Genomic DNA, 17,204 nt, shown 5'->3' on the forward strand with positions numbered 1-17,204 from the left:
TATTTCTAGCCAATTATACTGAACAGCTGCCCTATCGTTGTTATGATAAAATCACCTATAAACTACTGATAATCTAAGTTATTTTTATAAAATAAAATATAGATTTGGTAAAAAACGAGCGTGGTTTATTGTGACCGAAACAGTGGTACCTATTGTGGATATAACGATGAAGATGAGCTTAAAAAAGACAGCAAAAGCACTGGCAAAAGGATTATTAGTTACGACATTTAGCAGTGCCATGTTGATGACCACAGCCCACGCCAATAATCCACCACCTACCATAAAAGCAGATGCCCCCAATCGCTATATCGTCAAAAAAGGCGATACGCTATGGGATATCTCAGGTCGCTACCTCGACAGTCCATGGCGCTGGAAAGAGATTTGGGCTACCAACAAGCAAATCAAAAATCCAAACCTTATTTATCCTGATGATATTCTTATTCTGTGTGTGATTCAGGGCAAGACTTTGGTGGGGGTTGATACTGGTGAGGGCTGTGCAGGTATCGAAAAGCAGCTAACAGGTAATGTGGTTGCCAGCACCGTCGCGATCACCTCGACTGCTAATAGTATCCCGCCTGTACCATGGTCTGCTATTCAGCATTGGCTGGATAAAACCCTCATTGTAAATCCAGAAGATTTCAACACTACTCCTTATATTTTGGCGTCCAAAAATCGCAATCTAATCACCGCAAGCGGGGATAAAGTCTATGCCAAAGGCGTCCCGCTTATCGTGGGTCAGCGCTACGGGGTATACCGCGAGGGTGATCTGTATGTCGATCCCAAAACTCAAGAGGTTATCGGATTAGAGGTTACACAGGTAGCGACTGGTCTTGTCACATCGACAGAAACGAATGGCGTCACTAGCCTGCAGCTGACGGACAGCTACGACAAAGAAGTACGTGAAGGCGATCGCGTGTTTGTCGAGCTAGACAACGCTATCCCACCTGTCTTTTATCCAACGCCTGCCAGCGTCAGTCGTGGTGGTATGATTGTGCGGGTGATGGACTCAATCAGCTCTGCCGCTAAAGGCAGCGTGGTAGCGATCAATTTAGGCAGCTTGCATGGTGCCAAACCAGGTGATGTACTGACCGTTTATCAAAAAGGCCCGCTGGTCAGGGACGTAAGAGACAATGACATGCCGGTACGCTTGCCCAATGAGCCAAGCGGTATGGTGATGGTGTTTAATACCTTTGACAACATCAGCTATGCTTACGTACTTGACTCTGAACTACCACTCAATGTTGGCGATCAGCTATTGCCACCCCCTTATCTATAAGCACATAAGGCTTTGTGAAGCGATTTTACTAAGTTTGCCCAAACGAGACAGATGACAATGACCGCAGTCACCTCTTCTTTATCCGATGATCAGCGCGCCATATTGGCGCTATGGTATGAGGTGAATGCATCATTGTCTGCTTATCATAAGCTCATAACGACTTATGGTGATGCGCAGCTTGCTTGGCAGGCTACAGTAGGCGCTTGGAAGCAGTTAGGACTCCATCATACCCATCTCAAACGCCATGAGCAGCCAGAGCAAACACGTGCTGCTATTGATAAGATCCAGCAAGCACTTACAGACGGTCGCTATGGTTTATTGTTTGCCGGTCAGCCCGACTATCCTGCTCAGCTTCTTCATATTTATGATCCGCCGCCATTATTGTTCTTTCGAGGAAATAGCGCGCGTCTGCATCAGGCTCAAATTGCTATCGTGGGCAGCCGAAAACCAACAGCCCATGCCCAAAAAATCACGTTCGATATGGCGCAATATCTGGCACAGGCAGGGTATGTCATCACCAGTGGTCTGGCAATAGGCGTGGACAAACGGGCTCATCTAGGAGCTTTGGCGCAGACTGATCTTGAATATCAAGGTCGTACTATCGGCGTGATGGGGACAGGGATTGATGTGAATTATCCCAATCATCGTGACCAGTTATTTGCTCAAATCATCGAGCAAGGTGGCTGCATTATTAGTGAGCTACTACCGCATACTCAGCCGCACAAACATACCTTTCCGCGCCGTAACCGTCTGGTTGCTGGGCTGAGTCTAGCCACGATTGTGACCGAAGCGACGATCAAAAGTGGCTCGCTCATTACCGCCCGTTTAACCTCTGAGCAAGGCAAACAAGTCTTTGCCATTCCAAGTCATATTGATAATAGCAATGCCGAGGGTTGTCATCATCTGATACGTGAAGGCGCAACGCTGATTTATCATCCTCAGCAGGTGTTAGAGGACGTCAATGGTCAGCTTGATTATGATCGTCGATCGTATATACAAAAGGAGGCAACGATGCGCTCTGATAAGTCTCAGTCGGACATTCGCCATCCCTTCGCTGTGTCAAATATAGACAAACGCTCGCTTACCGCGCATAGTGAGCAAAAATCTTCTAATATAAAATCTAGCCGTAGTGAGGTTATTGTACCTGAGCATTTGATCGACATTTATGAGCGTCTTGACTGGCACGGACAGGATTTAGATGCGCTGATTATCGCAACCAAACTATCCGCGCCACAGCTCATTGGACAGCTGATGGAACTTGAACTAATGGGCGTCATCAGTGTGCAAGGCGGACGCTATTTACGTGTATAGCGTATCGATACTCCTAACTACCACATAAGAATAAGTAGAATGGGTTCTAAATATCGCTACCTTAGTCAGACTGTCTCTTGTGCTATTATTAGTGTCTCTATTCCAGCATGAATCATGTAAGCTATGAGCCAATCTATACCTTTTATCACTGACTCTGCCACACAAGCTGCAAACTGGCTTAAAGAAGCAAAGCTACTTGCATACCCAACAGAAAGCGTTTGGGGTATTGGTTGCGACCCTTATAACAAAGCCGCTGTGCAGCGTATCTTGGATATTAAACAACGTCCGCAAGCCAAAGGCATGATCGTCATTACCGATAGCGTAGAGCGTTTGTCACCTCTACTAGCGTCTTTAAATAATGCCCAGCGCCAGCAAATTATCGATAGCTGGCAGTCAGATGTTAATGACAGCGAGCTACACAATCGCCAAGCGCATACTTGGTTATTACCCATTCCTCAGACACTTTCGACCACGATGCCCTCATGGATAATGGGTGAGCATCAGACCATTGCAGTCAGGGTCATCGCCCATCCTATCATACGAGAACTGTGCCAACAGATGGTCAGCGCAAATAACCCATTTGGCTTCATTGTTTCGACTAGCTGCAACCCATCAGGTCAAGCGCCTGCTAGCACCTTTGACACTGCCTATGGTTATTTCGGTGAGCAGATTGGCTATTTTCAGGCTGATACTCTAGGTTATATCTTACCCAGCCAAATCCGTGATGCAACGACAGGCTCAGTCATTCGTTAGTAGGCAATAAACGACCTTTCATACCATTATAGCCTAGTCTTTTGTACTGTCGTTTTTGTGCTGTCGCCATCGATAGACCATATTTCACTAGCTGAAGATTACTATGGTTATCGTGCTGTAGCCATAGCAAAATATACCGTCTCAGCGCTAGCTATCGCTAAACCCGCTTCCTTAGTTCCCGTTGCTTTACTAAAAGTATGTAAAAGTCATTTTGATAAAAACGACAAAAAAGTAGACGATAGTTAAAAGGAGCTGATTTTTATTGAACGATGAATCTTTCAGCAACAGGTCATCGCTGCGATATTTGATGCACATAGGGAGTAGGGTATGAAGGTTTTAATTAGTGGTGGCTCAGGGTTTTTGGGTAGTGCATTTAGCCAAGAGTTAATCGAACGGTATCGCACACAAGGTAAAGAGGTGATGATTACTTGGCTGACCAGAGATAACAATCAAGCTCATCCTGATGACATTAATATGATGACTTATGACGAGCTTAAAAAGTCTGACATGAGCTTTGATGTCATAATGAACTTAGCTGGCGCAGGTATTGCTGACGCGCGTTGGAGCGATGAGCGCAAAGAGCAATTAATAGCCAGTCGTATTAAGCCTACTCAATCGATATTAAGCTTCATCGAACGTACGGCAACAAAGCCAAAACTACTGGTAAGCGGCTCAGCAATCGGTTGGTACGGCACGCAAGGTGATAAGCCATTGACTGAACACAGCAGTTTTGAGACAGACTTTGCCCATCGCTTATGTGAGGAGTGGGAGAGCTTGGCGCTCAAAGCGACTGATTACGATGTCCCTGTCGCTATTGTACGAACAGGCGTTGTGATACATCCTGAAGGTGGTATGGTGGCAAAATTACTATTGCCATTTAAGTTTGGCGTTGGCGGGCAGTTGGGTGATGGTCAACAAATTATGAGCTGGATTAGCCGTGACGATTGGGTGGGGGCGGTGATTTTTATTATTGAGCAGTATCTTTTCAGTCAATTTGGTCATAAACAAAGAGTTTCACATAACGATAATATCATAGAGACAAGAAGTGATACGCCAGCCTTTGTCTATAATCTCACGGCGCCCAATCCTGTGAGTAACCATACTTTTACTAAAACGCTTGGCTCATGGTTACATCGGCCGACACTTTTTACCTTGCCAGAGTTTTTACTTAAGCTCATGTTTGGTGAGATGTCGACGCTACTAATAGATGGTCAAAAGGTGCTGCCACAAGCGCTATCAGATGCAGGTTACGCATTCAAGCACGTGACACTCAAACAGGCATTAGAGGATCAAAAGTAGTTACATCATGATTGTTTCATGTGAAACATAAGAAGGTCGGCTTATATTAAATATTCACTAGATTGTATTTCTGTCTAAGGGCAATCCATGCGTTACGCATTTTTCATCATCATTTTTTTGCTCTTGCAGCTGTTTAGTGTGGGTGCTGCTCTAAGCTTACAGTGGTGGTTACAGCCTTGGATCACGCCAGCGCTTCAGATCGCTATATGGTCTGCTATATTTATTATTACTAATGGATTGTTGATATTAAGTGTCAAAAGAGTATTTGCCAATAGCTACCGCTGGGTTAGCGGTTGGATGTTGGTTATGCATTTTATGCTGCTCACGGCATTGCTGATAAGCCTATTCTATGGTGGATACTGGCTAGTAACATCACTCTTAGGCGCCTCGTCATATGAATCTAATATGATTTTTATTGGCCTACGAGCGCTTGCATTGGTGATATTCTTAGGGTTGTTCGGTTTCGCATTATATAGTGCTTATGTGCCAGTCGTACGTAAGCTGTCCATTAGTATCAACAAACCGCTCGCTAAGCCACTGCGCATTGCAATCGCGAGTGACCTGCATCTAGGACGACTATTTGGCGTAGCAGCGATAGATAGGTTGAACCGTCTAATGATTGACTCGCAGGCTGATATGCTGCTTATGCCAGGCGACATCATGGATGACAATACAGATGCGTTTAATAGCTATAATATGGCGAAAAACTTAGCTGAGCTATGCAGTAGCCTGCCATACGGCGTCTATGCAACATTGGGTAATCATGATTTGTATGGGCACGAACAGCCAATCAGCCAAGCGTTAGTCGATGCAGGCGTACATTTATTAAATGATGACGTGTTTGGTATCGAACATGAGGGTCAGCCTATATGGCTGGTTGGACGTTTTGATAATCATAAACGCCAGCGTGTCGCGACAACGGATTTGCTTGCGCGCGTTGATACTTCACAGCCAGTGATACTGCTGGATCATAGACCAAGCGATATTGATGAGCACAGCCAGTTACCAATCGATCTACAGGTATCAGGACACACTCACAATGGACAAGTATTCCCCGCCAACTTTATCGTGAGCGCCATCAACCGATTAGGCTATGGGTATGAGGCCATTGGCAGAGGACATTTTGTGGTGTCCTCGGGTTATGGCTTTTGGGGTATTCCGTTTCGATTGGGCTCACGCTCAGAAATTTGGTTAATTACCGTTTTTGGTCATACTAATAAATAGCTAGTTCCAGCTAACCGCTATGCCGCGAGCCGCGATTTTGTACTAATGACCTCACGGACGAAGCCGCCAAAACCATGAATAATATTTTTTGTTTCCTGCCCAAGTCCTTGATGCACGCTCATAAAATGAATAAAGCCGTGCGGTGCGCCCAGCACAGTATGGGTCTCAACAGGGACTTTATAACTCTTTAGCTGTTTGGCATAAGCAAATGCCTCATCACGCAATACGTCGAGTTCAGCGGCGATGATATAGGTGGGACATACTTTGCTGTTATCACCAAGCATTGGCGAGTTTAGTACATGTATGCGTGGCAACGGACTATTCTCAAGACAAGCGGCGTCAAATACTGCCACATCAGCATGATCCAACAGCAGGCCTTCACCATACAGCTCCCAACTCGGATAATCTGTCTCGATATCAGTCACAGGATACAGCGGCATCTGTGCTAGCGGCGCAGGTAGCTTCTTTAATAGATCAAACATTTTCTGACCATCTGCACCCAAATCTAACCAAGCGTTTTCGTTTGGTGCGGTGAGTTGCTGTGCAATCAAGGTAGAAAGGCCACCACCTGCGCTATCGCCTGCAAGAACGATGCGTGACGGTAAGGCACCTAAGGTATGGCAATGCTCAGCCAACCAAGCATAAGCGGTGATACAGTCTTTTAACGCTGCAGGTGCAGGACACTCAGGAGCCAAGCGATAATCCACACTGACCACAGGCCAACCAGTCTGCTCACAGACTGCGTGACAGAACTCGTGATGTGTATCGACATTACCGATACAAAAACCACCACCATGAAAAAACAACATGACTGTTTGGTCAGGGTTATGAGCACGTCTTTTTTTAGCGCCAATACTTTTGGTACCTGCCTGATAGCAGCGAATGGTCATATCGCCATCATCCGCGTTGGCTATGGTTTTATCTTCCCAATTGACAGGTGTTTCACCCTTTTTGATAAAAGGTTTGATGTTACTTAGCATACTGCCACCTGCTTGGTGCCATACGCTTGGTGCTTGCATCGCCACCGCATCAGCAGCAAACCTTTCACGGAGTTCATGCATGGGCGTTAGCTCTAATGGCGTCTTAAGATGACTATTCACCGCGAGGATCAGGCGCAAATGAGCATTGGCGTGCAAATATTGTTTTGAGTGAGGCCCTTTTAAGTAACCAATCAAACCTTCTAATACTGGTGTTGGTAGATAGCCAAGACCTTTCATCGCATAGTGCAGAGTGTGTGGTTGGCAATGTGCTATTGGGTTATAACTGAGCATTTTTTCTTTCACGCTCAAACGCTTTTTTTGTACACCGTTGTCTTTCACTTCACCAACCATCTCACCGTTCGACGCCAAATGAAGCGTCATCAATGGTTTATTCAGTAAGGTATTGATTGATGATAGTGTTAAATTAGACATAATATCTCTCATAACTGTTTTTGAGTGTTTACTGTTACATCAGCGTACACTTTAAGATAAGGAATAATATTTATAGCAATAATAAGGCAGTAGTGCGTAAAGCAGGGTGTTATTTAGTAATGGCGTGGGTAGCAACGGTAACCTATTTAGAGTAATTGACGGTTTTTTGTACGTTTTGTTAACGTATATTGAGACCAGTTGACACAGCCCAGAAATGCTGAGTACTTGTTTTAAAGAAAGATCTAACCATATTTGTCGTAAATGCGAAAAATTCCTTTACTTCAGGCTTGAAATTTATACTTATTACCTTTATCAAGCAGCTATTAGAGCATATTAATAAAAAAAATGAGTGATAACCGTTAAGTATCTGATAAAGGCATGATACAGCCAGCGATTGGCTGATTTATTGTGTCTTATCTCAATTATTATTGACATTCCAAGGAGATATCATGAGCGAGCAAAATACCAACCAAGAAAACTTTGATCAAACAGTGGCACATGATAATGTTGATCACAAAGACAGCATCTTAGAAGAAACCATGAACGAGTTTGATCCACAGAACAACTCAGGTGAAGAAGCCACTATCGAAAACGAGATCGATCTTGATACGTTCAAAGCGCGTATCGCTGAGTTAGAAGGTGAAGTGAAGCAAGCCAAAGAAAGCACTGCTCGCGCCAACGCTGAAGCTTACAATGCACAAAAGCGCGCCGAGCAAGAAGCGGATAAGAGTAAAAAATTCGCTCTTCAAAAATTTGCAAAAGAGCTACTCGATATCGTCGATAACTTAGAGCGCGCTATCGAAAACGCAGACGCGAATGACCCAGTCGCTGAAGGGGTGCAATTAACCCACAAAGCATTGGTCTCTGTACTTACACGTCACGGCGTAGAAGTGGTCGATCCAGAAGGTGAGAAATTCAACGCTGATTTCCATGAAGCAGTGGGTATCGATCCAGAAGCAGAAGCTGACACCGTCGGTACAGTCCTACAAAAAGGCTATAGCTTAAACGGTCGTCTACTACGTCCAGCCATGGTACGTGTTGGTCAATAATATTTTTGGGGCTAAACCCTACTAATATGAAGGTTTTTCACAAAAAATCACATGAAAGACTGTTTTTGCTTGATTATCGCCTTGAAAAATACAACAAGCAAACCGATATATAGCAACAAGTGACCGACTACGGTCTGGATAAATAAGTATTTATAGTTAAAAATAAATTAGGAGCAATTGATTATGGGTAAAGTAATTGGTATTGATTTAGGTACGACTAACTCGTGTGTAGCAGTAATGGAAGGTGACAAAGTTAAAGTCATTGAAAATGCTGAAGGTACGCGTACCACACCATCAATCGTCGCTTATAAAGATGACGAAACATTGGTTGGTCAGTCAGCTAAGCGTCAAGCGGTCACCAATCCAAGCAACACTTTGTTTGCGATTAAGCGTTTGATCGGTCGTCGTTTTGATGACAAAGTCGTGCAAAAAGATATCGGTATGGTACCTTACAAAATCGCTAAAGCAGACAACGGCGATGCGTGGGTAGAAATCAACGGTAAAAAGCTTGCGCCACCACAGGTTTCTGCTGAAATCTTGAAAAAAATGAAAAAAACAGCAGAAGACTATCTTGGTGAGAGCGTGACTGAGGCAGTTGTAACCGTACCTGCTTACTTCAATGACTCACAGCGTCAAGCAACCAAAGATGCGGGTAAAATTGCAGGTCTTGATGTAAAACGTATCATCAACGAGCCAACTGCTGCGGCACTTGCTTACGGTATGGACAAAAAGCAAGGCGATAGCACCGTTGCTGTATATGACTTGGGTGGTGGTACTTTCGATATCTCAATTATCGAAATCGCAGACGTCGATGGCGAGCAACAGTTTGAAGTACTAGCGACCAACGGTGATACGTTCCTAGGTGGTGAGGACTTTGACTCAGCGTTGATCGATTATTTGGTAGATGAGTTCAAAAAAGAGCAAGATGTAAACCTAAAAGGTGACTCTCTTGCGATGCAACGTCTAAAAGAAGCAGCTGAAAAAGCGAAGATTGAGCTATCAAGTGCACAAAGCACTGAAGTGAACTTGCCTTATATTACTGCTGACAGCAGTGGTCCTAAGCACTTGGTCATCACTATCAGCCGCTCTAAGCTTGAAAGTCTAACCGAAGATCTAGTACAGCGCACCATGGACCCTTGTAAAACTGCCCTTGAAGATGCTGGCCTAAAAATTGGCGATATCAACGATGTAATCTTGGTTGGTGGTCAGACTCGTATGCCACTAGTACAACAAAAAGTACAAGAGTTCTTTGGTCAAGAGCCACGTAAAGACGTGAACCCTGATGAAGCTGTGGCAGCTGGTGCGGCAATCCAAGGTGCGGTATTGTCTGGTGATAAAACTGACGTATTGCTACTTGATGTAACGCCATTGACGCTAGGTATCGAAACGATGGGCGGTGTTATGACGCCAGTTATCGAGAAAAACACCATGATTCCTACTAAGAAATCACAGGTATTCTCAACCGCTGAAGACAACCAGCCAGCAGTAACGATTCAGGTATATCAAGGTGAGCGTAAAATCGCCAACCAAAACAAACTGCTTGGTCGTTTTGACTTGACGGATATCCCACCAGCACCACGTGGCTTACCACAAATCGAAGTGTCTTTTGACATCAACGCTGATGGTATCATGAACATCTCAGCAACTGATAAAGGTACTGGTAAAGCACAAAGCATCCAGATCAAGGCGGATTCTGGCTTGTCGGACGAAGAAGTCGAGCAAATGGTACGTGATGCAGAGGCTAATGCTGCTGAAGATGAGAAGTTCGCTAACTTAGCGCAAGTTCGTAACGAAGCAGATGGTCGTATCCATGCCGTACAAAAAGCGCTGAAAGAAGCAGAAGATAAAGTCACTGATGAAGAAAAATCAACAGTAGAGTCTGCGATCACTGAGCTTGAAGCGGCGGCGAAAGAAGATGACCATGACGAAATCAAAGCCAAGCTTGAAGCGCTAGACAATGCATTCTTGCCAGTTAGCCAGAAGATTTATGCTGACAGCGGCGCAGGTAGCGAGGGTATGGATCCAAGCCAGTTCCAACAAGGTGCTGACGCTACTGGTAGCAACCAAGCGGATGACGATGTCGTTGATGCTGAGTTTACTGAAGTAGACGAAGACAAAAAGTAAGCAATTACTTGATGTTCAAGGCTGATTTAATCGTTAATTAGATTAAATTAGCTAGATCAAAAAAACGCATCTTTCGAGATGCGTTTTTTTTATGCCTGATATTTAAGTATATATTTTCAAGCGTGCCATTATGGTAAATGCGCATCAACGATTAGTACGTCATAAGTCAGATACACGCAAGGTTGACCGTCCTTATCTATGCCCGAAAATTGCTGCCAATAATCGCGCTCGAATGCTTGCAAGCGGGTTTTGGTCCAGACAAAAGGCTGTGTGTTAGACGTTTGCTTACCAATCGTTTGCTTGTCATAGGTTTGCTTGTCATAGGTTTGATTGCTATCTATTTGATTGGTCGATACACCTGTCATCTTCATATGTTTGAGCACATCATAAGGCTGGGCAAATGGCACATTGAAACGCTGTGTTGATAGCTTTATGTGTTGAAATTCCGCTTGATCTAGCGCTGATTGCCATTCACTAATATCTGGATAATGCAGTCCTTGTCCTGTTAGGGTTTTTATTTGCAAGAAATTATCTGGGGTAAAGGTGCTTAGTAATAATTGTCCATTAGGTTTTAGCCGTGAGGCTGACTGTGCGATAAAGCTAAGTGGATTGTCAAACCACTGAATCGCATTGGCGCTAATGATTAAGCTATGCTTACCGCCTAAATCCGTGGTTTCCGCATCGCCAATAAGGATTTGTGCTTGTGGCAACAATTCCTGTAAATGAGTGGCTTGCTGCTCACATAACTCGTTGATAGACCATCGCTCACTTTGTACATATTTTGCCAGTAGCTGCGTTAGTTGTCCCGTGCCTGCACCGACCTCAAGCACACTGTCTTGATTGGTATTATCGATAGCCATTAATAAGTGCTGACAAACCTGCTGCTGAATATAAGCATGTTTATCGTACTGACTGGCTTGAGAAAAATGCCGCGCAATGGTCTGCTTGCGGGCACTGAGCTTAGAGATAGCAGGATGGTGTTCCATAATCGTTCTTTCGCATAAAAGTTTATAATGAGCATCAAAAACTGCTGCCGTCATATGGATAATTGCATGATTAGGCGCTCGCACTCAGCATGGGTAATGGCTGCGTTTAGTACCAAGCGAATACGTGACGTATTAGTAGGAACGGTCGGTGGCCTGATAGGCAGCGCATAAAATCCAGCGTCTTGGAGTTGTTTTGCCTTTGTCATCGTACGAGCATTATCACCTAAAATATAAGGCACAATGGGTGACTCGTAAATAGGATCTTTTGCTGCCGATGCCACGCGATATTCAGGGCTAATGGCTTGGCTCAGTTGTAATGAAATCTGCGCCAAATGCTGTCGCCGCGTCTGTAGCTGTGGCATTTTTGCCAAAATAAACCGTGTCCAAGCATGATTGATTGGTGGCAACGCGGTACTAAAAATCAGCGGACGCATCTGATTGATGAGCCATGATTTCACCACCTCATCACATAGAATATAAGCGCCAACCGAGGCAAACGCTTTACCAAACGTACCCACTAGGTAGTCCATCTCAGTGAGCGTATCTGTTTCTTCGGCTAACCCTAATCCTTGCGCGCCAAGGACACCGACGGCATGGGCTTCATCGACATACAGCTCAATACGACTGTCAGTGGCTTTTAGCTTAACTAAAGCGGGTAGATCAGCACGATCCCCGTCCATGCTAAAAATACTTTCGGTGACGATGATGATACGCTCCACATCCTCCTCAACCTGCGCGAGCATAGTAGCCAAATGCGCATAATCATTGTGTCGATAGCGGCGATACAGACAGCGTTTGCTTTCGCTGAGTTTAATACCATCAATCATACTGGCATGTACCAGCTTGTCTGCCAAAATAACCGTCTTTACTGGTAGTGCAGTCAATGCAGGTAAGATCCCGATATTGGCGTGGTAGCCACTATTTAATACCAACGCAGATTTCGTCGCGGTTTGATTTATTCCAGCTGCGGTTTCATACCATGCTTGTAGCTCATACTCTAACGCCTGTAGCTGTGTATCATTGCCAGTTAATAGACGCGATGATGTTGCGCTCATTTTGGGCAAACAGTCCATTGATTGCTGAATAAATTCAAAAAACTCACGCTGCAACTCAGCATCACTGCCCAAACCTAGATAATCGTTGCTAGCAATATTTAATAGGGTATGGTCATCAGCGATTACATACCGTCCGTGGTGTTCGATATCTGGTAATTTGCGATACTGCTGTTTGTCTTTGAGTTGTAAGAGCGCAGTTTGTAGCTGCGCGTCGATAAAAGCTGACATGCAGAGCCGTCCTTTTTCTTTATTCGTCAGTATATGCGGAACACAATGAGTAGGGATTATTGCACAAAAACGGGATGTGTAACAAAAAGTTTCATATATCAGCCTTTGTAACCCGAGCACTGACAAATGCTTTCAAATCTTAACTCTCATACCATTAAACACTGACAGAGTGTCTGAAATAGTTTGTTACTATGTACCCATCGTTAGCAAACAAGGCGATACGGCCAAATGGTCAATACAACTAAATAACTTGTTTGTCCAAATTTACTTGAAGGAGCTAATAATGAAAACTCTACAAAAAACTATACTTGCACTAGCAACTGGTTCTTTACTTACTGTAGGTGCAAACGCCGCTGTTAACTATGGTAACGGCTATACAGGCCAACCTTATGTTGGTGCTAAGATTGGTCAATTTGACAATGATGTAGACGGTGATGATCCAACTGCTTATGGTGTATATGCTGGTTACAACTTTGATCCTAACTTTGGTATGGAAGTTGAATATGTTGGTTCAGATGATGCTGACCTAGATAACAATGCTGGCGACTATGATACCAAAACTTATGGTGCGTACGGTACTTATCGTTATATGTTCCCAAATACTGCACTATATGCCAAAGGTAAACTTGGTGTTGCCAAAACAGAATTAGAAGCTGATTTTGATAACGGTAACAATGACTCAGTCAGTGATACTGGCATTGCTGGTGGTATCGGTCTTGGTTACGCAGTGAATCCTAACTTCAATGTCGAAACAGAATATGCCATGATGGATAGTGATGCAGATACTAAGCTGCTTACTGTAGGCGCTAACTTGAAATTCTAAGATAAAATTATGTAGTCATACATAGTTGAACATAAAGAACGACCATTATATATGGTCGTTTTTTTTGTGCCAATTTTAATATTCACCATGCTTGTTTTATTGAAACAACGCACCATAAATAATAATAGGTAATTGATTTTTAAGATAATATAAGCTACAAAACTGTGCTACATTGGAAGGTGAGCAGAGACAGGAGTAGACAGCAATGATTGAGACTATCTGGATGATTGAACCTTGGCATTGGCTGGTGTTGGGCTTTTCCTTGATGATTGCTGAGATTTTTATTCCAACCTTTGCCAGTCTTTGGTTCGGTGCGGCTGCGGTGATCGTTGCTGCCTTAGCATGGTTGCTGCCCATTCCACTATTATTTCAGGTATTGATCTGGCTTACGCTATCGGTTTTATTTATGTTCGCTTGGGTCAAATACATCAAGCCGTTGTCCATGAGCCGTAAAAAGGCTGCGCAACATAGTAATTTAATTATTGGTGAAACGGGCATGATCGTCGTCAAACCACAAAAAGGTATTTCAGGTACGGTGCGCTTTAATGTGCCCATTTGGGGTGCAGATGAGTGGCCATGCCGCACAGCAGGCGTGAAAGTCGAGGCGGGAGATCGTGTGGTGGTTATAAAGGTGGTCGGCGATGAGCTAATCGTTGCGCCCTCGCAGCGCCTCCAAGCACCTAAAAGTATGCACCCCAATATCACCCCGACGATCAACAGTGAAGTACCTGCAAGTAGCCAAATGCCGACCAAACAATCTAAAGCGAGTAGACTAAGCTTGCACAAACCTGATCTCAAAGAGACAGGCACTAGCAAATAACGCGTTATGACATTCCAAAAGTTTTTGGATCAAGACAAAAAAGGACATAAATCACGTCGCTGGCAAATAAAGCAAGGGTCAAGGAGAATGAGATGAACAGTATCTTGAGTAGTTTAAATGGTGTCGGTATCGTGATGCTGGTATTAATAGCATTGGTGATTTTTACCGTTTTTAAAGGCGTTTGTATTGTCCCGCAAGGATACAAGTGGGTCGTGCAGCGGCTGGGTAAGTATCAGCAAACGCTGGAGCCAGGATTTAGCATTATCATTCCTTTTGTGGATAGAGTTGCTTATAAAGTCACCACAAAGGACATCGTATTAGACATCCCGTCACAAGAGGTTATCACCCGTGATAACGTCGTGATCATCGCCAATGCCGTGGCTTATATCAACATCTTGCGTCCAGACAAAGCGGTCTACGGTATTGAAGATTATGAACATGGTATCCGCAATTTGGTACAAACCTCCTTGCGCTCGATCATCGGCGAGATGGATTTGGATAATGCCTTATCGAGTCGTGATGAGATTAAAGCCTTGCTCAAACAGGCGATCTCAGAAGACATCGCCGATTGGGGTATTACGCTTAAAACCGTAGAGATTCAAGACATTAACCCCTCGCAAACTATGCAAGCCTCTATGGAAGAGCAGGCCGCGGCAGAGCGTCTACGCCGGGCTACCGTAACGCGCGCGGATGGTCAAAAGCAAGCGGCTATCTTAGAAGCTGATGGTCGTCTGGAAGCCTCGCGCCGTGATGCTGAAGCGCAAGTGGTACTAGCTAAAGGTTCTGAGGAATCAATTCGTCTTATCACAGCGGCGATGGGTGATGAAGAGATGCCGATTGTCTACTTACTTGGCGAGCAGTACATCAAGTCTATTCGTCAACTAGCGGAGTCTGACAATTCAAAAATGGTGGTGTTGCCAGCCGATATCTTGAGCACTGTTAAAGGGATGGTAGGCGATAAATTAAAGCTGTAAATATTTCAAAAAATATCTAAAAAAGACCTCGTTTGAGGTCTTTTTAATGGCTAATAATTGGCTGCCAAATCGTTATGTCAGATAACTTTTGAGAAGCGGTTTTTGTGTTTTTTTTCTAGATATTCATCAAATACCATGGCGACATTGCGACCAAGCAAGCGGCCCCTAGGTAAGACGCGAATGCCTGCTGCATCCATATCAATCAGTCTATCTGCTTGCATCTCTCCCAGCTGTTGAATCTCATCAATAAAATAGGTAATCGCATCGATACCGAATTTTTGATTCACATCTTTAAAATCGAGATAGTCGTGGCAGAGCAGGTTCATGATGACATATTCACGTAAGCGATCTTTGATGGATGTCTTAATATATTTCACCGCGGGCATGACCGTAGGATTGGTTTTGGCAGCATCAATCTTAGCTTGATAGTTTTGCAAATCAGTATCATTTTGCAGGATATAGCGCGTATTGCTATTGGCAATTTGACTGATGGATGAGACACCAAAGCCCAATAAATCACAATCGCCCATGATGGTGTAGCCCTGAAAATTACGATGTAATTTTCCTTCGCGCTGTGCAATCGCTAGCTCATCGTCAGGCTTAGCAAAGTGATCGATACCGATATATTGATAGCCCGCTTCGGTTAGCGTGTTAACGGTGTTGCCGAGCATAGCGAGCTTAGCTGCTGGGCTAGGTAGGTCTTCATCTTTGATCTGACGTTGGGCTTTGAAACGCTCAGGTAGATGCGCATAGTTAAAGACAGACAGACGATCTGGTGACATCTCAATGATACGTTGTACCGTTTTGTCTAACGTGTCAGGCGTTTGATGCGGCAAACCATAAATCAGATCGATATTGATGGAGTGAAAACCAAGCCCTCGCGCCTCTGTTAATACATTCTCAATAAGCTCTACTGAGTGCACACGATTGACCGCGATTTGTACCGTTTCATCTAAGTCTTGCACGCCTAAGCTGATACGATTAAAACCAAGGTTTCGTAATATCTTTAGCGTATTATCACTCAGCTCACGCGGGTCGATTTCGATAGAGTAGTCGCCTTCATCATCACTCAAAAACTCAAACTGCGTCTGTAAAAACTCCCACAGCTTAACCATCTCTTCATCACGCAAAAACGTTGGCGTACCACCGCCCAAATGCAGCTGCTTGACCAAGGGCTTATCGCTACCTTCTGGCACAGACAGCAAGCGGCGTTTAAGGGCAATCTCAGCCATTAAATACTGCAGATAATCACCAGAGTCGCTATTTTTTTTGGTAATAATCTTATTGCAGGCGCAGTAATAGCAAAGGTGACGGCAAAACGGAATGTGAAAGTATAAAGACAACGGCGCGCGTGACTCACGATTCTGCAAGATTTTCGTCTCAAGACCAACTGCCTCAAAACCATTTACTCCAATATTCTCAGGTATCGGCGTGAACTCTAGAGCAGTTGGATAAGAGGTATAACGCGGACCTGAACGATTGTACTTATTGATGATGGCTTCATCGAATGCTGGTAGCTGCTTACTAGTAATACTACCGCGGGTACTGGCATAAGGGTTGTCTGGTTGCATAACAGGACGCGTGGTCGACGGCGGCGCTTCCGCATCATTGTAGGGCTGCGGGTTAGTTTGTGCTGAATAATCTGTCATGCGGTATTCCTCGTTTTGACCCATAGTGGCTATAGCGTCGCTTTTTTGTGCTGCCAGATGATAACGTTTGCAGTAACAGCTTGGCTATTATAGCAACTGTCTTAAAATATGGTCATTATTATACCAAATCCCTACTTTTAGTATGGTATATCGTGATGGTTTTTAGCATTAATATTGACGGCTTTGGTTTGAGATGATTGTTTTAATGTCCTACCTATATT

At 44.2% G+C, this 17,204-nt stretch carries 14 protein-coding genes; 10 read left to right on the forward strand and 4 right to left on the reverse strand.

Annotated elements, in window-relative coordinates:
* Window positions 1-166 precede the first annotated feature (166 nt).
* The 5 genes from GYK50_RS00340 (at window position 167) to GYK50_RS00360 (ending at window position 5,863) form a co-directional block, all read left to right on the forward strand.
* Window positions 167-1,276: a LysM peptidoglycan-binding domain-containing protein gene (locus GYK50_RS00340; RefSeq protein ID WP_212564063.1), complete on the forward strand. Its 1,110-nt coding sequence runs from the start codon at window positions 167-169 to the stop codon at window positions 1,274-1,276.
* A gap of 57 nt (window positions 1,277-1,333) precedes the next feature.
* Window positions 1,334-2,587, forward strand: a complete 1,254-nt coding sequence (gene dprA / locus GYK50_RS00345) for a DNA-processing protein DprA (RefSeq protein ID WP_212564474.1) — start codon at window positions 1,334-1,336, stop codon at window positions 2,585-2,587.
* A gap of 123 nt (window positions 2,588-2,710) precedes the next feature.
* Window positions 2,711-3,340 (forward strand): L-threonylcarbamoyladenylate synthase, encoded by a 630-nt coding sequence (locus GYK50_RS00350; protein ID WP_212564064.1) that lies wholly within the window; start codon window positions 2,711-2,713, stop codon window positions 3,338-3,340.
* 327 nt (window positions 3,341-3,667) lie between these two features.
* Window positions 3,668-4,639 carry a TIGR01777 family oxidoreductase gene (locus tag GYK50_RS00355; RefSeq protein ID WP_212564065.1) on the forward strand — a complete coding sequence of 324 codons (972 nt, stop codon included), beginning with the start codon at window positions 3,668-3,670 and terminating at the stop codon, window positions 4,637-4,639.
* An 87-nt stretch (window positions 4,640-4,726) separates the two neighbouring features.
* The gene (locus tag GYK50_RS00360; RefSeq protein WP_212564066.1) at window positions 4,727-5,863 is read left to right on the forward strand and encodes a metallophosphoesterase; all 1,137 of its coding nucleotides are present in this window, start codon (window positions 4,727-4,729) and stop codon (window positions 5,861-5,863) included.
* Window positions 5,864-5,880: 17 nt separating this feature from the next.
* Here the strand turns inward: GYK50_RS00360 and GYK50_RS00365 are convergent, their stop codons facing one another.
* Window positions 5,881-7,275, reverse strand: coding sequence for an alpha/beta hydrolase (locus GYK50_RS00365; protein WP_212564067.1), 1,395 nt, complete (start codon window positions 7,273-7,275; stop codon window positions 5,881-5,883).
* A gap of 449 nt (window positions 7,276-7,724) precedes the next feature.
* Here GYK50_RS00365 and grpE point away from each other — a divergent pair, with 449 nt between their 5' ends.
* A complete protein-coding gene (gene grpE / locus GYK50_RS00370) occupies window positions 7,725-8,324 on the forward strand; it encodes a nucleotide exchange factor GrpE (protein WP_186475348.1) in 600 nt (199 codons plus the stop codon).
* A 183-nt stretch (window positions 8,325-8,507) separates the two neighbouring features.
* On the forward strand, window positions 8,508-10,448 hold the full coding sequence (gene dnaK / locus GYK50_RS00375; RefSeq protein WP_071002680.1) for a molecular chaperone DnaK: 1,941 nt from the start codon (window positions 8,508-8,510) through the stop codon (window positions 10,446-10,448).
* 128 nt (window positions 10,449-10,576) lie between these two features.
* On the opposite strand, the gene GYK50_RS00380 is transcribed toward dnaK, so the two are convergent.
* Together GYK50_RS00380 and GYK50_RS00385 are read right to left on the reverse strand one after the other, a co-directional pair.
* Window positions 10,577-11,434, reverse strand: coding sequence for a methyltransferase domain-containing protein (locus GYK50_RS00380; RefSeq protein WP_212564068.1), 858 nt, complete (start codon window positions 11,432-11,434; stop codon window positions 10,577-10,579).
* 50 nt (window positions 11,435-11,484) lie between these two features.
* On the reverse strand, window positions 11,485-12,717 hold the full coding sequence (locus tag GYK50_RS00385) for an 8-amino-7-oxononanoate synthase (protein ID WP_186475350.1): 1,233 nt from the start codon (window positions 12,715-12,717) through the stop codon (window positions 11,485-11,487).
* Window positions 12,718-13,000: 283 nt separating this feature from the next.
* Between GYK50_RS00385 and GYK50_RS00390 the strand changes: the two genes are divergently transcribed.
* The 3 genes from GYK50_RS00390 (at window position 13,001) to GYK50_RS00400 (ending at window position 15,334) form a co-directional block, all read left to right on the forward strand.
* Entirely contained in the window at window positions 13,001-13,540 is a 540-nt protein-coding gene (locus GYK50_RS00390; protein ID WP_186475351.1) for a porin family protein, read from the forward strand.
* Between the two features lie 205 nt (window positions 13,541-13,745).
* On the forward strand, window positions 13,746-14,360 hold the full coding sequence (locus tag GYK50_RS00395; RefSeq protein ID WP_186475352.1) for an NfeD family protein: 615 nt from the start codon (window positions 13,746-13,748) through the stop codon (window positions 14,358-14,360).
* Window positions 14,361-14,452: 92 nt separating this feature from the next.
* Window positions 14,453-15,334, forward strand: coding sequence for an SPFH domain-containing protein (locus GYK50_RS00400; RefSeq protein ID WP_186475353.1), 882 nt, complete (start codon window positions 14,453-14,455; stop codon window positions 15,332-15,334).
* A 77-nt stretch (window positions 15,335-15,411) separates the two neighbouring features.
* Here GYK50_RS00400 and hemN read toward each other — a convergent pair whose 3' ends face one another.
* The gene (hemN, locus tag GYK50_RS00405) at window positions 15,412-16,905 is read right to left on the reverse strand and encodes an oxygen-independent coproporphyrinogen III oxidase (protein ID WP_420070492.1); all 1,494 of its coding nucleotides are present in this window, start codon (window positions 16,903-16,905) and stop codon (window positions 15,412-15,414) included.
* Window positions 16,906-17,204 lie beyond the last annotated feature (299 nt).

Origin of the sequence: Psychrobacter pacificensis, assembly GCF_018336615.1 — a bacterium.
GTDB lineage: Bacteria > Pseudomonadota > Gammaproteobacteria > Pseudomonadales > Moraxellaceae > Psychrobacter > Psychrobacter pacificensis.

Bases quoted from the DNA above. Each gene is read 5' to 3' on its own strand.
- GYK50_RS00350 (WP_212564064.1), top strand. From the start codon at position 2,711: ATGAGCCAATCTATACCTTTTATCACTGACTCTGCCACACAAGCTGCA.
- GYK50_RS00380 (WP_212564068.1), bottom strand. From the start codon at position 11,434: ATGGAACACCATCCTGCTATCTCTAAGCTCAGTGCCCGCAAGCAGACC.
- GYK50_RS00355 (WP_212564065.1), top strand. From the start codon at position 3,668: ATGAAGGTTTTAATTAGTGGTGGCTCAGGGTTTTTGGGTAGTGCATTT.
- dnaK (WP_071002680.1), top strand. From the start codon at position 8,508: ATGGGTAAAGTAATTGGTATTGATTTAGGTACGACTAACTCGTGTGTA.
- GYK50_RS00365 (WP_212564067.1), bottom strand. From the start codon at position 7,275: ATGTCTAATTTAACACTATCATCAATCAATACCTTACTGAATAAACCA.
- grpE (WP_186475348.1), top strand. From the start codon at position 7,725: ATGAGCGAGCAAAATACCAACCAAGAAAACTTTGATCAAACAGTGGCA.
- dprA (WP_212564474.1), top strand. From the start codon at position 1,334: ATGACCGCAGTCACCTCTTCTTTATCCGATGATCAGCGCGCCATATTG.
- GYK50_RS00390 (WP_186475351.1), top strand. From the start codon at position 13,001: ATGAAAACTCTACAAAAAACTATACTTGCACTAGCAACTGGTTCTTTA.
- GYK50_RS00385 (WP_186475350.1), bottom strand. From the start codon at position 12,717: ATGTCAGCTTTTATCGACGCGCAGCTACAAACTGCGCTCTTACAACTC.
- hemN (WP_420070492.1), bottom strand. From the start codon at position 16,905: ATGCAACCAGACAACCCTTATGCCAGTACCCGCGGTAGTATTACTAGT.
- GYK50_RS00395 (WP_186475352.1), top strand. From the start codon at position 13,746: ATGATTGAGACTATCTGGATGATTGAACCTTGGCATTGGCTGGTGTTG.
- GYK50_RS00340 (WP_212564063.1), top strand. From the start codon at position 167: ATGAAGATGAGCTTAAAAAAGACAGCAAAAGCACTGGCAAAAGGATTA.
- GYK50_RS00360 (WP_212564066.1), top strand. From the start codon at position 4,727: ATGCGTTACGCATTTTTCATCATCATTTTTTTGCTCTTGCAGCTGTTT.
- GYK50_RS00400 (WP_186475353.1), top strand. From the start codon at position 14,453: ATGAACAGTATCTTGAGTAGTTTAAATGGTGTCGGTATCGTGATGCTG.